This is a genomic window from Pseudomonas sp. 05T35 (genome assembly GCF_056396605.1).
The window spans coordinates 1-16,481 of the sequence record NZ_JBFTLU010000133.1; the positions used below are offsets into that span (position 1 = coordinate 1).

At 59.6% G+C, this 16,481-nt stretch carries 19 protein-coding genes and 1 pseudogene; 10 read left to right on the top strand and 10 right to left on the bottom strand.

What is annotated here, in order from left to right; genetic code table 11:
- The 5 genes from AC1DH9_RS12630 to AC1DH9_RS12650 form a co-directional block, all read left to right on the top strand.
- Window positions 1–940: sugar ABC transporter ATP-binding protein (locus AC1DH9_RS12630; RefSeq protein ID WP_477808254.1), on the top strand; the 940-nt coding region annotated here is incomplete at its 5' end.
- A gap of 176 nt (window positions 941–1,116) precedes the next feature.
- Window positions 1,117–2,139, top strand: a complete 1,023-nt coding sequence (locus AC1DH9_RS12635) for an ABC transporter permease (protein ID WP_216744252.1) — start codon at window positions 1,117–1,119, stop codon at window positions 2,137–2,139.
- Window positions 2,140–2,612: 473 nt separating this feature from the next.
- A complete protein-coding gene (locus AC1DH9_RS12640; protein WP_427536527.1) occupies window positions 2,613–3,017 on the top strand; it encodes a TraR/DksA family transcriptional regulator in 405 nt (134 codons plus the stop codon).
- A gap of 602 nt (window positions 3,018–3,619) precedes the next feature.
- Window positions 3,620–4,843, top strand: coding sequence for a methyl-accepting chemotaxis protein (locus tag AC1DH9_RS12645; protein WP_477808256.1), 1,224 nt, complete (start codon window positions 3,620–3,622; stop codon window positions 4,841–4,843).
- A gap of 135 nt (window positions 4,844–4,978) precedes the next feature.
- Window positions 4,979–5,182 (top strand): hypothetical protein, encoded by a 204-nt coding sequence (locus AC1DH9_RS12650; protein ID WP_019691007.1) that lies wholly within the window; start codon window positions 4,979–4,981, stop codon window positions 5,180–5,182.
- A gap of 42 nt (window positions 5,183–5,224) precedes the next feature.
- On the opposite strand, the gene AC1DH9_RS12655 is transcribed toward AC1DH9_RS12650, so the two are convergent.
- The 3 genes from AC1DH9_RS12655 to AC1DH9_RS12665 all read right to left on the bottom strand — a co-directional run bounded on the left by AC1DH9_RS12655 (window position 5,225) and on the right by AC1DH9_RS12665 (window position 6,252).
- Complete coding sequence (locus AC1DH9_RS12655) at window positions 5,225–5,455, bottom strand: hypothetical protein (protein WP_427536530.1); 231 nt, start codon at window positions 5,453–5,455, stop codon at window positions 5,225–5,227.
- Window positions 5,456–5,562: 107 nt separating this feature from the next.
- A complete protein-coding gene (locus AC1DH9_RS12660; RefSeq protein ID WP_427536532.1) occupies window positions 5,563–5,814 on the bottom strand; it encodes a hypothetical protein in 252 nt (83 codons plus the stop codon).
- 273 nt (window positions 5,815–6,087) lie between these two features.
- Window positions 6,088–6,252 (bottom strand): hypothetical protein, encoded by a 165-nt coding sequence (locus AC1DH9_RS12665; RefSeq protein WP_427536651.1) that lies wholly within the window; start codon window positions 6,250–6,252, stop codon window positions 6,088–6,090.
- Here AC1DH9_RS12665 and AC1DH9_RS12670 point away from each other — a divergent pair.
- The 4 genes from AC1DH9_RS12670 (at window position 6,226) to AC1DH9_RS12685 (ending at window position 8,611) form a co-directional block, all read left to right on the top strand.
- Window positions 6,226–6,696, top strand: a complete 471-nt coding sequence (locus AC1DH9_RS12670) for a hypothetical protein (RefSeq protein WP_371922481.1) — start codon at window positions 6,226–6,228, stop codon at window positions 6,694–6,696. The genes AC1DH9_RS12665 and AC1DH9_RS12670 overlap by 27 nt on opposite strands.
- Window positions 6,697–6,900, top strand: a complete 204-nt coding sequence (locus AC1DH9_RS12675; RefSeq protein WP_123583364.1) for a hypothetical protein — start codon at window positions 6,697–6,699, stop codon at window positions 6,898–6,900.
- Between the two features lie 119 nt (window positions 6,901–7,019).
- Window positions 7,020–8,033, top strand: a complete 1,014-nt coding sequence (locus AC1DH9_RS12680) for an ABC transporter substrate-binding protein (RefSeq protein ID WP_427536534.1) — start codon at window positions 7,020–7,022, stop codon at window positions 8,031–8,033.
- Between the two features lie 140 nt (window positions 8,034–8,173).
- Window positions 8,174–8,611, top strand: a complete 438-nt coding sequence (locus tag AC1DH9_RS12685) for a DUF3995 domain-containing protein (protein ID WP_427536536.1) — start codon at window positions 8,174–8,176, stop codon at window positions 8,609–8,611.
- A 142-nt stretch (window positions 8,612–8,753) separates the two neighbouring features.
- Here AC1DH9_RS12685 and AC1DH9_RS12690 read toward each other — a convergent pair whose 3' ends face one another.
- From AC1DH9_RS12690 to AC1DH9_RS12720, 7 genes and pseudogenes are all read right to left on the bottom strand, one after another.
- Window positions 8,754–9,122 (bottom strand): Na+/H+ antiporter subunit G, encoded by a 369-nt coding sequence (locus AC1DH9_RS12690; protein ID WP_427536538.1) that lies wholly within the window; start codon window positions 9,120–9,122, stop codon window positions 8,754–8,756.
- On the bottom strand, window positions 9,119–9,397 hold the full coding sequence (locus tag AC1DH9_RS12695; protein ID WP_019690998.1) for a K+/H+ antiporter subunit F: 279 nt from the start codon (window positions 9,395–9,397) through the stop codon (window positions 9,119–9,121). Before AC1DH9_RS12695 ends, AC1DH9_RS12690 begins: the two co-directional genes overlap by 4 nt.
- Window positions 9,394–9,834, bottom strand: coding sequence for a Na+/H+ antiporter subunit E (locus tag AC1DH9_RS12700; RefSeq protein ID WP_477808257.1), 441 nt, complete (start codon window positions 9,832–9,834; stop codon window positions 9,394–9,396). The genes AC1DH9_RS12695 and AC1DH9_RS12700 overlap by 4 nt, the downstream gene beginning before the upstream one ends.
- A gap of 1 nt (window position 9,835) precedes the next feature.
- Window positions 9,836–11,194, bottom strand: a pseudogene (locus tag AC1DH9_RS12705) (monovalent cation/H+ antiporter subunit D); the annotation flags it as partial.
- Window positions 11,191–11,535, bottom strand: coding sequence for a Na+/H+ antiporter subunit C (locus tag AC1DH9_RS12710; RefSeq protein ID WP_003202835.1), 345 nt, complete (start codon window positions 11,533–11,535; stop codon window positions 11,191–11,193). The pseudogene AC1DH9_RS12705 and the gene AC1DH9_RS12710, both read right to left, overlap by 4 nt.
- Complete coding sequence (locus tag AC1DH9_RS12715; RefSeq protein ID WP_477808255.1) at window positions 11,535–14,453, bottom strand: monovalent cation/H+ antiporter subunit A; 2,919 nt, start codon at window positions 14,451–14,453, stop codon at window positions 11,535–11,537. The genes AC1DH9_RS12710 and AC1DH9_RS12715 overlap by 1 nt, the downstream gene beginning before the upstream one ends.
- A 243-nt stretch (window positions 14,454–14,696) precedes the next feature.
- Window positions 14,697–15,722, bottom strand: coding sequence for a DMT family transporter (locus AC1DH9_RS12720; RefSeq protein WP_427536544.1), 1,026 nt, complete (start codon window positions 15,720–15,722; stop codon window positions 14,697–14,699).
- Between AC1DH9_RS12720 and AC1DH9_RS12725 the strand changes: the two genes are divergently transcribed.
- Entirely contained in the window at window positions 15,717–16,280 is a 564-nt protein-coding gene (locus tag AC1DH9_RS12725) for a helix-turn-helix domain-containing protein (protein WP_427536546.1), read from the top strand. The genes AC1DH9_RS12720 and AC1DH9_RS12725 overlap by 6 nt on opposite strands.
- Window positions 16,281–16,481 lie beyond the last annotated feature (201 nt).

Below are 16,481 nucleotides of genomic sequence, written 5' to 3' on the forward strand. Positions count from 1 at the left end.
CCTCAAGGCCCAGGGTAAGGGCATCATCTATATCACCCACAAGATGAACGAGGTGTTCAGCATCGCCGACGAAGTCGCGGTGTTCCGTGACGGTGCTTATATTGGCCTGCAACGGGCCGACAGCATGGACGGCGATAGCCTGATCTCGATGATGGTCGGGCGTGAACTGAGCCAGTTGTTCCCGGTGCGCGAGAAGCCGATTGGCGATGTGTTGATGTCGGTGCGTGACCTGCGTCTGGACGGTGTTTTCAAGGGGGTTTCCTTCGACCTGCATGCTGGCGAGATCCTCGGCATCGCCGGACTGATGGGCTCGGGCCGGACCAACGTCGCCGAAGCGATTTTCGGCATAACCCCAAGCGACGGCGGTGAAATTTGTCTCGACGGCCAACCGGTGCGTATCAGCGATCCGCACATGGCCATCGAGAAGGGCTTTGCGTTGCTGACCGAGGATCGCAAGCTCAGCGGCCTGTTCCCGTGTCTGTCGGTCCTGGAAAACATGGAAATGGCGGTGCTGCCGCATTACGTCGGCAATGGTTTTATCCAGCAGAAAGCCTTGCGCGCCCTGTGCGAAGACATGTGCAAGAAGCTGCGGGTGAAAACCCCGTCGCTGGAACAGTGCATCGACACCTTGTCCGGCGGCAACCAGCAAAAAGCCTTGCTCGCCCGTTGGCTGATGACCAACCCGCGCATCCTGATTCTCGACGAGCCGACCCGCGGCATCGATGTCGGTGCCAAAGCCGAGATTTACCGACTGATCTCCTATCTCGCCAGCGAAGGCATGGCGGTGATCATGATTTCGTCGGAGCTGCCGGAAGTACTCGGCATGAGCGATCGGGTGATGGTCATGCACGAGGGCGACCTGATGGGCACCCTCGACCGCAGCGAGGCGACCCAGGAGCGGGTCATGCAACTCGCCTCGGGCATGTCTCTACGCCATTGAGTCAAGGGTGAACGCCGTATCTGTGGCGAGGGAGCTTGCTCCCGCTGGGCTGCGGAGCGGCCCCAATGTCTCGGATATACCGTAGATCTGGCGAGCGCTACGCACTCGAACGGGAGCAAGCTCCCTCGCCACAGGTCTCTATTCGATGCCGGATTTCATTTGAAGGGTGAGTGGTTATGAACGCGATACTGGAAAACAAGCCTGCAATGGCACCGGTCAAGAGTCGTCGGCGTTTACCGACCGAGCTGAGTATTTTTTTGGTGCTGATCGGCATTGGCCTGGTGTTTGAAGTGTTCGGCTGGATCGTGCGCGACCAGAGCTTTTTGATGAACTCCCAGCGCTTGGTCCTGATGATCCTGCAAGTGTCGATTATCGGCCTGCTGGCGATTGGCGTGACCCAGGTGATCATCACCACCGGCATCGACCTGTCGTCGGGCTCGGTGCTGGCCTTATCGGCAATGATCGCCGCCAGCCTGGCGCAGACTTCGGATTTCGCCCGGGCGGTGTTTCCGTCGTTGACCGACTTGCCAGTGTGGATTCCGGTGATTGCCGGGCTCGGGGTCGGGCTGCTGGCGGGAGCAATCAACGGCAGCATCATCGCCGTCACCGGTATTCCACCGTTCATTGCCACCTTGGGCATGATGGTTTCGGCTCGTGGCCTGGCGCGTTACTACACCGAAGGCCAGCCGGTGAGCATGCTCTCGGATTCCTACACGGCCATCGGCCACGGCGCGATGCCGGTGATCATCTTTCTGGTGGTGGCGGTGATCTTCCACATCGCCTTGCGCTACACCAAGTACGGTAAATACACCTACGCCATCGGCGGCAACATGCAGGCGGCGCGCACCTCCGGGATCAACGTCAAACGCCATCTGGTGATCGTCTACAGCATCGCCGGGTTGCTGGCGGGGCTGGCGGGCGTGGTAGCGTCGGCCCGTGCCGCAACCGGACAGGCCGGGATGGGCATGTCGTATGAGCTGGACGCGATTGCCGCAGCGGTGATCGGCGGTACCAGCCTGGCGGGTGGCGTGGGGCGCATTACCGGCACGGTGATCGGCGCGCTGATCCTCGGGGTAATGGCCAGCGGCTTCACCTTCGTCGGCGTCGACGCCTACATCCAGGACATCATCAAAGGCCTGATCATCGTGGTCGCGGTGGTCATCGACCAATACCGCAACAAGCGCAAACTCAAGCGCTGAGCTGCCCCTCCATGGGAGCAATGCTTGTGTGGGAGCAAGCTTGCTCCCACAGGTCCGGTGTCCAACTGTTGTACTTCGCAATACCCACATCTCGCACTGAAAAAACCTTAACAACAATTTGGCGGTGATCGGCGGGATAAAAGTCGAAACCGTGTTCTAAAGGCACTTTTTGCGGTGCTCACCTGCGTGGCGTAGCCGTTTGTCTTCTATATACAGCCGCTCGATTGAATTTCTTGCTATAAACGCACTCCGATAACCGCCTCAAAGCTTGCCAGAGAGCAATTTAAGGGCTTTATCGGACAAATTCCCTGTCTTTTCAGTTGCTGAGGTTGCAAGTCGGCCTTAGACTGCCGCCCCTCGTAAATTGAGTGCCGGGTGGCGCTTGGAATGTACGGCGCCTTTCCGAGGCCTTGCAGGTCGACCGGAAAGCTCCCTGATTCGCCTTAATGCACGTATTTTTTATAGAGAAATCAATGACAAAGGAAAAGTTGCTGGCCATGCCGGCGGATGACTACATGAATGCCGAGCAACAGGCTTTTTTCACCGAGCTGCTGCAAGCCATGAAAGTGGAAACCCACGAGCGCATCGAACAGAACCGCATCGCCATTGAAAGCCTGGATACCCCGGCTGACCCGGCTGACGCGGCTTCGGTCGAAGAAGAGCGCACCTGGCTGGTCAACGCCATTGATCGCGATCAGCGCATGCTGCCTCAGCTGGAAAGAGCGCTGGAACGTATCAGCGACGATACCTTCGGCTGGTGCGACGACAGCGGCGAGCCAATCGGCCTGAAACGCCTGCTGATCAGCCCGACCACCAAGTACTGCATCGAAGCTCAAGAGCGTCACGAGCAAATCGACAAGCACCAGCGTCAGGCCTGATTCAGTAGCGCCCATTCGCGGGCAAGCCCGCTTCCACAGGTCACACTTCACCTGTGGAAGCGGGCTTGCCCGCGAAGCTTTTTGCTGCCTGGAAAATATCCCCGCACTTCTATTGATCTGCTGCAAGCACCACGACTAATGGACCATAGATAATGGCCTTCTAGTGGCGCTTAATGCTGACACAACAAATAGAAGACGCAGTGGGGGTAACGAACATGGCACGCGACGGATCTTTGGCTGGCGCAGCAGCGCAATCGCGGATTTCACCCAAGACTGATGCGCGCTGGTTGGCGCCTGCGCTGCAAAGCGTCGCCTTGATGCTGTTGCTGTGCGCCTTGGCACTCGGCGGCTGGTCGCTTTACCTCTGTTTACCGGTGGCGGTGCTGATTATCTGGCTGCCCCGCCTGCGTTCGCGGGCAACCGTCGACGTTCCCGTCGCCGACACGTCCAGTGCGATCATCGAACTGACCCGCGATCTTTCTTATTCGACCAGTCATAACGCATTGTCTGCCGCTGGCGTGGCCTATTCGGTCAAGCAATTGGCCGGCAAACTGCAGTCGCAACTCGATGCTGCCGCGCAGATCGTCAGCAGCGCCGAAGTCATGATCGGGACCGAGAAGGCGACTTCACAACTCAGCCAGCAAGCCTTGAGTGCCGCCAGCGAAGCCCACCAAAGCAGCGTCCTGGGGAGCACCGTGCTGGCCGAATCCATCACGCGGATGCATCAACTCAGTGTGCGTGCCAACGACAGTCGAGAGCTGATCGAAGCCCTGAGTGTGCGCAGTGAAGACATCCAGCGAGTGACGCTGGTGATTCAGACGATCGCCAGCCAGACCAATCTGTTGGCACTGAACGCGGCGATTGAAGCGGCGCGGGCCGGGGAACATGGTCGTGGCTTTGCAGTGGTTGCCGATGAAGTCCGCGGGCTGGCCGGGCGCACTGCAGCCGCAACGGGGGAGGTCGGGTTGATGGTGGCCGACATCCAGCAGCGCACCGCGCAGGTGGTCGAGCAGATCCGTCAGCTGTCCGGTGACTTGAACAACGGTGTCGAGCAAGTCGAGCACACCGGGCAACAATTGCAACACATCGCCCGACTGGCCGCCGGGGTTGAAGCCCAGGTCGGTGAGATCGCCAGTGGTTCAAGTAACAATCACCAACAACTGGACAGCCTGTTTCATGCCATCGAACAGATGCGCAGCGATCTGGCAGTCAGTGATCAGCAAACCCGGCACCTGGCGCAAGCGGCGGTGCAAATGGAGGGGCAGGCCGAGACCATCAGCGAACGCCTCGCGGAAGTCGGACTGGACGACTACCACCAACGGATCTATGACCTGGCACGCGAAGGTGCCAGTCAGATCGCTGAGCGTTTCACGCAGGACATTGATCAAGGACGCGTCAGTCTGGAGGACCTGTTCGRCCGCAACTATCAGGCAATTCCCAACACGGCGCCCACCAAGTTCCAGACCCGTTTTGATCGCTACGCCGATCAGGTGCTGCCGGGGATACAGGAACCCTTGCTCAAGCGGCATGAGGGTCTGGTGTTTGCGATCGCCTGCACCCAGCAAGGCTACGTACCGACGCACAATGCGGTCTTCAGTCAGCCGCTGACCGGCGACGTACAGGTCGACACGTTGCAGAACCGCACCAAACGCAAATTCAGCGACCGTACCGGTATCCGTTGTGGCAGCCATCAACAGCCTGTACTACTTCAGACCTATACTCGTGATACGGGCGAATTGATGCATGACCTGTCGGTTCCGATCATGCTCAAAGGGCGGCATTGGGGTGGATTACGCTTAGGTTACAAGCCTGAAAACCCACGTTAAGGCTGGTCCTGGGAACACGCGATTGTTACCGGTAATGCAAGGAAATTGTGCAGGCAGGCGGCTATTTCCAGCGAGCGGGACTCATTAATATTTCTATATTGTTAGGAAGCTAATGAAAAAATCCGAGGTGCTCTCATGCAAAGCAAAGTCGATGTGGCGGTGATGATTGGCAGTGGCGTGCCTGCCGGATTGCGGGCGGTGGGGCAAAGCGTGTGCTGGGTCGTCTTGCTCAATGGCGAACAACGTGGCACTGCATTCTCGAGCCGTAATGAGGCCGAGGAATGCAAGGCTGCCTGGTTGGCGCAACTGAACGCCGAAAAGCCCGACAGCCTGCATTAAATCGTTTTCGCTAATGAGTCTGCTCAAGTCGCGACCTGTCGATCAGGCTTTCAATGCGCCTCCGTCAACGGCAAGCTTCAGCGCCTTGGCAGATTCCATGGCCGCCGCTGCGGCGACGTCTTTGGTCTTGAACCAGCGGTCTTTTTCGACCTGGTGGTAAGTCACGGTGGCCAGCGGCGGCTTGGCGCGCATGACAATCACCGCCTGGAATTCGCCATCGACGTCTCTGGCTTCGCCCCAAATAAAAAAATCGCCGATATCAAATTCCGTCACGTACGCCTTCCCTTGGAAATTATTCTGTTGTTTTCAACGCAGTCCGCCGAGGGGGCCGAGTTTCAATGGTCGGGCAGTATGGCAGTTGTTGCTTGCCTGCGGCGCAGTTAAGTCATCGGTGTGACGAAACGACAGCGCAGGCAAACGCAATCGGGTGTGTCAGAGGTGGGTTTCGAGGTTTCGAGGTTTCTGGCGAGAGCGCAGGCTTCGTTGTGGTCGCCACGGAAACCTCTTACACGACCCGTTGCCGTTTCTTTGATATGGAAAAAGCGGTTACCCGCCAGAACCACCTGATAACGCAGGTGAGGGCTATAGGTCGGGGTGTTTGCGTGCTGGTCAGGGAGGGTCAGCGTGCTCATATGAATTCCTTTTCTATGGTTTGCCGACGGATACACGTCGCTTTAGGTAGTCTAGGGGCGCATGGCTGCTCTAGAATCGCCTCCACGGGTTGGAGGCTCATGCCTATCTAAAGCAATTTTTTTCTGGCGATATGTCAGAAAAGTGCTTTTTTTAAAGAGTTTTCTCCCTAAAGTAGATAGTCCAGTATTCTCTGGCCGTTAGAAGGGCGATTTCCTTCAGCATCTGACGACCGCCAGGGAAGACGGGAGGATGGGCATTCCAGTAGTCTTTTCCTACCCTGCGATGAAGGAGCTTTCTGCTCGCTTCACGATTTCAGCTGGGGCCATCGTTGCGATATTTTCGGTATGACCGTTTTTCTGCTGCCTGTTTTTTCTGCGGGTAGCGTCATTTTCAGATGTGGGGATGTTTCCTTGGCAGTAAGTAATCTCGATATGCATGCTTTGTTCGTGCTGGGTGATCTGCGCGCAAAGCTGGTCAAGCAGTTTCAATCACGTTTCGTTTACATCACCGAACAGACCCCTGAAGGTATTTACGTCGCCGAGATCGACACCGAGTCGGCACTGGTGGTGGATGACAAGCCTCGCTTGGAACTCAAGGTCGGCGATCATTTCCGCGCAGCGGTATTGCCGAGTCGCGAAGGTGGCAAATTCGAAATCAAGTTTCGCGAGATCAAACTGACGGTCTACGGCCTCGGTGATTACGCATTTGTGACCACGGCAGATGGCCACGCCATTCTGTTCAAGGAAGGCCATAGCGTAGTGACAGTGTTTGCCGCTCACCAACAGCTGCAGGAAGGCCTGACCAAAACCTTGAAAGCGGTGACCGGCAAAGCTGCCAAGTGGCGCAAAGGCGAGCTCACGACGTTCAAGGCCAGCGAATAAATGAGCCTGTCCCGGGCCGACTTCCATGAGCAAAACCTCGACAGTGCTCGTGCACAAGCCCAGCGCCTGTTCGCTCAGAAGGCTGTTCTGCAGGGCGCCTGGCTAAGCTGGGTGGCATCACAGATCTACACCTTGCGTCCGGCGGAGTACGCCAGCATGGTGCGAAGGGAGTTGCAGCACTTGCAGGACTCTTCTGAAAGTTGATCGTTGGACCTCGAACGCACAAACCTCTACTACAGTCAGTTGACTGAGTATTCGCAGGTGCGCGGCCTTTGCGCACAAAGCCGTCCTGCCATGGCTGTGAACAGCACGAGGTGTAACGCATGAAAGGTTTTCGTCTGCTGCTGGGAAGTCTGCTAACCACTGTTGGTCTGTTGGTGTCGCCCGTGACCGTAATGGCCGCCCCGGCGCCGATCCACTTCGCCGACCTGAACTGGGAAAGCGGTAGTCTGATCACCGACATATTGCGGATCATTGTCGAGAAAGGTTACGGCCTGCCGACCGATACCTTGCCGGGCACCACCATCACCCTGGAAACCGCGCTGGCCAACAATGACATTCAGGTCATTGGCGAAGAGTGGGCCGGTCGCAGTCCGGTCTGGGTCAAGGCCGAGGCTGAAGGCAAGGTGGCGAGTATCGGCGATACGGTCAAAGGCGCAACCGAAGGCTGGTGGGTGCCGGAATACGTGATCAAGGGCGATCCGGCCAAAGGCATCAAGCCATTGGCGCCGGACTTGCGCAGCGTGTCGGACCTGCCGCGCTACAAGGATGTCTTCAGCGATCCGGAAAGCCCCGGCAAGGGACGTTTTCTCAATAGCCCGATCGGCTGGACCTCGGAAGTGGTCAACAAGCAGAAGCTCAAGGCCTATGGCCTGACGGACAGCTATGTGAATTTTCGCAGCGGTTCCGGTGCGGCGCTGGACGCGGAGATCACCTCGTCCATTCGCCGTGGCAAGCCGGTGCTGTTTTATTACTGGTCGCCAACGCCATTGCTCGGACGCTTCAAGCTGATTCAGCTGGAAGAGCCGCCGTTCGATGCCGAGGCCTGGAAGACCCTGACCGATGCCGATAACCCCAATCCGAAACCAACACGCTCGCTGCCCTCGAAACTGTCGATTGGGGTATCCGCGCCGTTCCAGAAACAGTATCCGCAGGTGACCGAGTTTTTCAGCAAGGTCGACCTGCCTATCGGGCCGTTGAACAAAGCCCTGGCCGAAATCAGCGAGAAACATACAGCGCCGCGCCAGGCGGCCGAAGCCTTCATGAAGGCGCACCCGGATGTCTGGCGGGCGTGGTTGCCCAAGGATGTCGCAGACAAGGTCTCTGCCAGTCTGTAGGGCAGCGAATCGATCAATGAAGGGGGCAGCGTTCAGGCGAATTTCATGGGGTGTGACTGCAACATTGCCATGGAACAACGCACTGACAAAAACTCTGGTCTAGGCTGTTGCTTCAGCCATTGATTCCAGGAACCCCGCTCATGACGTTTGTGCTTGCCCAATGGATCGTCGCCGCGTTTGTGCTGATCAGCCTGATTCATTTGTACTGGGCGCTCGGCGGTCGTTGGGCCAGTGACGCTGCGGTACCTCAGATACAAGACGGTGCGGAGGAAGGGCTGCGGCCGGCTTTCAAACCTTCTGCATTGGGAACCCTGGCAGTGGCTGTCGGATTGTTGCTGATAGCCTTGATGGTGTGCCTGAGAGTTGGCCTGTTTGTGCCGGCAGTCGGGCACTGGTCGCTGCAATGGTTGATCAGTGCAATCGCCTTGCTGATGTTTGCCCGCGCGATCGGTGATTCGAACCTGGTCGGCTTTTTCAAGGAACAGGCCGGGTCGAAGTTCGCGCGCCTCGACACCTGGGCCTATTCACCGCTGTGTGTAGTGTTGGGAGCGGGGTTGTTAGCCGTTGCGTGGGCTTGAGGCGACCGGGCTATCGCCATCGCGAGCAGGCTCGCTCCCACATTAGATTTTCAGTGAACACAACACTTGTGTACACCAGTATCCAGTGTGGGAGCGAGCCTGCTCGCGAAGAGGCCTTCCCATTCACCACAACCCTTTGCATTCAGCTACCACTTTCTGTCCGCCGACTGCTGACCTCGGCCGGCACATCATCCCCGGCCATGCGTTTACGAAATAGCGCCGCACGCGCCAGCAGCAGGGTGGTGACCGGCATGGTGATCGACAGCAGTATCGGAATCAGCCAGGCGTGCAACACCGGACTCGACTTGAGTGCCGAGAAAAAGATTATCGACGCCAGTGCCACGCACCAGGCGCCCAAGGTCGAGGCCAACGCCGGCGGATGCATGCGTTGGAAGTAGTCCTTCAAGCGCAGCAGGCCGATGGCACCGATCAACGCGAACAGACTGCTGGCCACCAGCAGGATCGCCACCGGGATCTCGACCCACAAAGACAACTGACCCAGCTCATTCATTCGATCACCTCGCCACGCAACAGGAATTTCGCCAGGGCAAACGAGCCGACGAAGCCGAACAGCGCGATCAGCAGCGCCGCTTCGAAGTAGGTGTCACTGGCATAGCGGACGCCCAGCACCAGCATCATCAGCATGGCGAGGATATACAGGTAATCCAGCGCCAGAACCCGGTCCTGTGCCGACGGACCTTTGAACAGGCGAATCAGCGTCAGCCCCATCGCCAGCGAGAAAATGAACAGGCTGAACAGGACCGCATTCGAGAGCAGGGCGCTCATTCGAAAATCTCCATCAAGGGGCGCTCATAAGTCGCCTTGAAGTGCTGGATGAAATGCGCCTCGTCATCCAGATCGAACACATGCAACAGCAAAATGCTGCGATCCAGTGCCAGCTCCGACCAGACCGTACCGGGAATCACCGTGGTGATCATCGACAGCGCCGCGAGGCCGTTGGCGTCACGCAGGTCCAGCGGCACCTTGATGAACTTCGAGTGTGGCGGCCGTCGACCGGCGTTCAGCACGCCCCAGGCGACGGCGAGGTTGGACGCCAACACGTCACAGCCGACCAGGAAGATCAGGCGCAGGATTACTCCGGGACGACGAATACGGATCGGCAGCGGTCGCAGCTTGCGCATCATCAGCGGTGCGCAAAAACCCAGTATCGCACCCAGTAGCAGGTTGCCCGGGCTGATGGACTGGTTCAGCACCAGCCACAGTCGGCTGCTCGCCCGAGGTGCCGAGGCCCAGCGGGTTGAGCAGGGCGCTGAGCAAGCCGAGCTTGCCGATGAACCCGGAGAGCGGCGGCATGCCGATGATCAGCAGGGCGCAGGCAATGAAGCTCAAGCCCAGGAAGGCCATGGTCCAGGGAATCACCTGACCGACCACGGCTTTCTGATCGTCGTCGAGGTTGATGCCCTTGGTCGGCGGTAAAGATTGCGATGGTCGCGGTAGCGCTTCGATTTCATCGTCCAGCGGCATCTCGATGGCGGTGCGCGAGCGTTCGATCAGCTCTGCCAGCAGGAACAGCGCGCTGAGTGCCAGGGTCGAGCTGACCAGATAGAACAGCGCAGCGCCGATCAGGCTCGGTTGGGCGAAACCGATGGCCGACAACAGGATGCCCGCCGACACCATGATGCTCAGGCTGGCCATGCGCTCCAGGCGCTGCGTGGCAAGGATCGCCAACGCCGCGCAGATAATTGTCGCCATGCCGCCGTAGGTCAGCCAGTCGCCGCCAAAGTATGCCGACGCACCGGCCTGGCCGGAGAACAGCAGGGTCCACAGACGCAGCAAGGTGTAGACGCCGACCTTGGTCATGATCGCGAACAGCGCCGCCACCGGGGCACTGGCCGAGGAGTAGGCCGGGGCCAGCCAGAAGTTCAGCGGCCACATCCCGGCCTTGGCCAGGAAGGCCACGGCCAGAATCGCYGCGCCGGCATGCAGCAAGCCGCGATCGGCTTCCGGCACCAGCGGGATCTTCAACGCCAGGTCGGCCATGTTCAGGGTGCCGGTGACGCCATAGATCAGCGCCGCGCCAATCAGGAACAGCGACGAGGCCAGCAGGTTGATCGAAATATAATGCAGACCCGACGACACCCGGGCGCGCCCCGAGCCGTGCAGCATCAAGCCGTAAGACGCCGCCAGCAGCACTTCGAAAAACACGAAGAGGTTGAACAGGTCGGCGGTCAGGAAGGCCCCGTAGAGGCCCATCAGTTGAATCTGGAACAACGCGTGGAAGCTTGCGCCGGCACTGTCCCAGCGGGCCATGGCGAACAGCAGGGCGCTGACGCCGATGATCCCGGTCAGCACCAGCATCAGCGCCGACAGGCGATCGACCACCAGCACGATGCCGAAGGGGGCCTGCCAGTTACCCGGCAGGTAGACGCCGATGGAACCGGGTACGCCTTGCGCCTGGGTCCACTGCAGCAACAGCACGGAAATCCCCAGGCCCAGCAGGCTGGAGAACAGGTTGATCCGGGCTTTGAGCGGGCGGTGTTTTTCGCCGAGCATCAACATCAACGCCGCCGTCAGTAACGGCAGCAGAATCGGTGCAGCGATCAGATGGGGCATCCAGCTCATTCTTTAGGCTCCCGGCCATCGACGTGGTCGGTACCGGTCAGGCCCCGGGACGCCAACAGCACCACCAGGAACAGTGCGGTCATGGCGAAACTGATGACGATGGCGGTGAGTACCAGCGCCTGGGGCAGCGGATCGGTGTAATGCAACAAGTCCTGGGGTACGCCGTCCTTGATGATCGGCTCCTTGCCGATGAACAGGCTGCCCATGCTGAAGATGAACAGGTTGACCCCGTAAGACAGCAGGCACAGACCCATTACCACCTGAAAGGTCCGTGGGCGCAGCACCAGCCAGACCCCGGAGGCGGCCAGTACGCCGATGGCGATTGCGATGACTTCTTCCATCAGGCAGCTCCTGGCTTGGCAATGGGTTTAGGCTGGCTGCCCGGCTTGTGGCCACGCACCGATTGGTGCGCCAGGGCAGTCAGGATCAGCAGTGTCGAACCCACCACCACCGCGTACACGCCGATGTCGAAGCCCAGCGCACTGGCAATATGAATCTCGCCCAGCAACGGCAATCCGAAATGCCAGGTGTGGGTGGTCAGGAACGGATAACCGGCGAGCATCGCACCCAGGCCGGTGAGCGTGGCGAAGAGCAGCCCGGTGCCCATCCAGCGCACCGGCCGCAGGTTCATCTGCGCCTCGACCCACTGAGTGCCGGCGACCATGTATTGCAGGATGAACGCCACCGACATCACCAGCCCCGCGACAAATCCGCCGCCCGGCTGATTGTGCCCGCGCATGAACAGGTAGAACGACACCACCACTGCAATCGGCAGCAACAGCCGCACCAGCACCGCCGGCACCATCATGAAGCCCAGTGCGGTATCGCTGGCGTGACGCGGGTTGACCAGATCGGTGACCACGTCCGGTGCCAGCAGGCGCTGTTGTGCCGGTAGCTGCATGCTTTCCTTCGGAGGGCGGAAGCGTCGCAGCAGGGCAAACACGGCCAGCGCCACGGCCACCAGCACGGTGATTTCACCGAGAGTGTCGAAGCCGCGGAAGTCCACCAGCATCACGTTCACCACGTTGCTGYCGCCACCTTCGGGCAACGCGCGACTGAGGTAGAACGAGGAAATATCGTTCGGTGTCTGGCGGGTCAACATGGCGTAGGCGAGCAGCGCCATACCGATGCCGACCGCGCCCGACAGCAGCAAGTCGCGCAAACGGCGAACCCGTGCCCTGGATACACTGCCGGGCAGTGGCGAGACCTCTTCGATCCGTCGCGGCAGCCAACGCAGGCCCAGCAGGATCAGCACGGTGGTCACCACCTCGACCACCAGTTGGGTCAGGGCCAGGTCCGGCGCCGAGAACCAGACGAAGGTGACGCAAGTCATCATGCCGCAGACACTGACCATGGTCAGGGCCGCGAGCCGGTGGTACTTGGCTTGCCAGGCGGCGCCCAGCGCGCAGGCAATCGCCAGCAACCAGAGCGTGACGAAGACGATCGAGCCGGGGATCTTCGGCCGCTCGCCCCAGCTCAAGCCGCTGTGCAGCAGCGGAATCAACCCCGCCAACACCGCTACCAGCACCAGCAGGAACAATTGGGTTTGCAGGCGCTGGGTACTGATCCGCCGCTCAAGCTGTCGAGCCAGGCGCATCATCACCACCAGGCTGCGTTCGAACAGGCGCTTGCCGTTGAGGCGGCCAATGAGCGGCGGGTAGTTGAACCGCCCGCGTTTGAGCTGATTGCGCAGCAGCAGGTACACAACGATACCGGCGGACATGGCGATCAGGCTCATGATCATCGGCGCGTTCCAGCCGTGCCAGATCGCCAGGCTGTATTCGGGCAAGGTTCCACCCACTACCGGCAGGGCCGCAGCGGCGAGTAACGGGCCGACCACCTGGGCCGGGAAGATCCCCACCACCAGGCAGGTGAACACCAGCAACTCCACCGGCGCCCGCATCCAGCGCGGTGGTTCGTGCGGGGTGTGCGGCAGGTCGGTGGCGGTCGGGCCGAAAAACACATCTACGGTAAAGCGCAGCGAGTAAGCGACGCTGAACGTACCGGCGATGGTCGCGACGATCGGCAGGGTGGTCTCGATCCAGGCCGAGGCATTGATGAACACGGTTTCGGCGAAGAACATCTCTTTCGAGAGGAAGCCGTTGAGCAACGGCACGCCGGCCATCGAGGCACTGGCGACCATCGCCAGGGTCGCGGTGAACGGGATCAGTTTGATCAGGCCGCTGAGCTTGCGAATGTCGCGGGTGCCGCTTTCGTGGTCGATGATCCCGGCAGCCATGAACAGCGAGGCCTTGAAGGTCGCGTGGTTGAGAATATGAAACACCGCCGCGACGGCGGCCAGCGGGCTGTTCAGGCCCAGCAACAGGGTGATCAGGCCCAGATGGCTGATGGTCGAGTAGGCCAGCAGGCCCTTGAGGTCGTTCTGGAACATCGCGCAGTAAGCGCCGAGCAACAATGTACAAGCGCCAGCCCCGCTGACGATGTAGAACCATTCTTCGCTGCCGGACAGCGACGGCCACAGCCGTGCCAACAGGAAAACCCCGGCCTTGACCATGGTCGCCGAGTGCAGGTACGCCGAGACCGGTGTCGGTGCGGCCATGGCGTGGGGAAGCCAGAAGTGGAAGGGGAATTGGGCGCTTTTGCTCAAGGCGCCGATCAGGATCAGCGGCAGCAGGATGGGGTACAGCGCATGGGCGCGAATCAGATCGCCGGCGGCCAGGACCTTGTCCAGGTCATAGCTGCCCACGACATGGCCGAGCAGCATCACCCCCGCCAGCAGGCACAAGCCACCGGCGCCGGTCACCATCAGCGCCATGTAGGCACCACGGCGAGCGTCGGCGCGGTGATGCCAATAGCCGATCAACAGGAACGAGAAGAGGCTGGTCAGCTCCCAGAAAAACACCATCTGAATCAGGTTGCCGGAGATCACCAGCCCGAGCATGGCGCCCATGAACGCCAGGAAAAATGCAAAGAAGCGCGGCACCGGGTCGTCCGGCGACATGTAATACCGCGCGTACAGCGAAACCAGCGTGCCGATGGCCAGCACCAGCATTGAGAACAGCCAGGCGAAACCGTCCATGCGCAGGACGAAATTCAAGCCCAGGCTCGGTAGCCAGAAAAACTCTTCGCGAATCACGCCACCGTGGGCGATCTGCGGATACAGCAACGCCACCTGGACGGTGCCGATCAAGGCAACCAGGCCAGCGAGTATCGACTCGGTATTACGCGCGTTGTGCGGCAGCAAGGCTGCCAGACAGCTGCCAATAAAAGGCAGAAGCAGTAGAACTATCAGGGACATAGGCTTCTAATCTGCGGAAGTTTGTGAAGGATCATACGTGCCGAGTCCCTGATCACCAACTGCCAAGCTGTGGCAGGATCCTACAAGGTAGGCTGAAAACGCCTGATTCACATTGTTTCGAAGGGCTGTGTCCGACCACTCGGACGCCATCGCGAGCAGGCTCGCTCCCACAGGGGTACGCACCAAATGTGGGAGCGAGCCTGCTCGCGATAGCTATTTTTCAAGCGCTGCAGATTTCACGCCTTAACCTTGTGCTTCCTGCTCCAACTCTTCTTCAGTCGCAGCAGTCTTGCCCTTGGTCTTCAGTTCACTAACGATCACCGCCGCGACAATCAATGCCGCACCAAACAGCGCCAGCCCCGGCAGCCGCTCGCCCGCGATACGCCCGGCAATTCCAGCCCAGACCGGTTCGCCAGCGTAGATCAGCGTCGCGCGGGTCGGTGAAACGCTTTTCTGCGCCCAGTTCATCGCCACCTGAATCGCCGCACTGGCGGCGCCCAGGCCCACCGCGCTGGCCAGCAGCAACCACGAGAAATCGGGAAGCGCTTCTTGAGTCGGCACAATCATCAAAAATGCCAGTACTGATGTAGTTGCCAGTTGCACCACCGTGACCCGACGCACGTCGACTCGGCCAGCATAAGTGCTGATCAGAATGATTTCGGCAGCGATAGCGACGGCGCTGATCAGCGTGGCGATTTCCCCCGAGCTGAAATTCAACGACGCCCCGGCAGGACCGGAGAGCAGCATCAACCCGGTGAACGCCAACATGATGCCAATACTCGGCATCAACCCTGGTCGACGCCCGAGCACCAGCCATTGCAGCAATGGCACGAACGGCACGTAAAGCGCAGTGATGAACGCCGATTGGCTGCTGAGGATGGTCTGCAAGCCGACGGTTTGCAGGCCATAGCCGAGCATGATCGCCACACCAATGAACATGCCGGCCTTGAGTTCAAACAAGGTCAGGTCCCGCAGGCTGCGCCAGGAAAACAGCGCGACGATACTCGCCGCTGCGGCAAAGCGCAGGCCGACGAAAAACATCGGCCCACTGACCGTCATCGCATGCTGCACCAGCAGGAATGTCCCGCCCCAGACCATTGTAATCAGCACCAGCACGCATTCAGCCTTGCTGAAGCGTGAGAAAAAGGCAGAGGGTTTGGAAGAATTCACCGACGTCATGGCCTTGCGCACTACCTGAGGGGGACGCACAATGCGCCCGAAGTTGGGCAGTATACTGCGCAAACCTACTAAGTGAGCAATATAGTGCACAAAGATTCCGGTCAACGGGCCTCCGTCCTGCAACACGTCAGCCAGAACGTCCGACGCCTGCGCCATGCCGCAGAGCTGAGCCAGACCGCATTGGCGGAAAAATCCGGGGTCAGTCGCCGAATGCTGGTGGCCATTGAGGCAGGTGAAAAAAACGTCAGCCTGACCACTCTCGACCGGGTGGCCGAAGCCTTGGACGTAGCCTTCAGCGACCTGATTCAGGCTCCCGAGGTGCGCGACCCAAGCCGCATCAACGAACTGGCGTGGGCCGGTTTGATTCCCGGCAGTAAAGCGGTGCTGTTGGCCAAGGCGAATGCCAGTCGTGAAGTCGAACTCTGGGAGTGGCGGCTGGAGCCGGGCGAAGAATACGTTTCGGAGCCGGATGCCGATGGCTGGAGTGAGCAGCTGTATGTCTTCGAAGGCAGCCTGACGCTGGTGCTGGGGGATGAAGAGCGCATTCTCGCGACAGGCGAGTTTGTCAGCTTCGCCAGTAACCGGCCCCACGCCTATCGCAATGAGGGGACGGTGGCGACGCGGTTTGTGCGTAATGTGGTGCTTTGAACTTGCGTTACCGTTCGTCGAGTATGTCCTAATACCTGTTATTTCTGACAGTAGACAGCCTCCGTGCACCATTATTGAATTGCACTATCAGTGCAATGGGTGCACTGACAGGTAAATAGCCGTCGATAGCCTGGTGTTACGGACAGGCTGTTCCGCACGGATTGACTAAAAGGAACTACGGTATGTCAACGCACACTACAG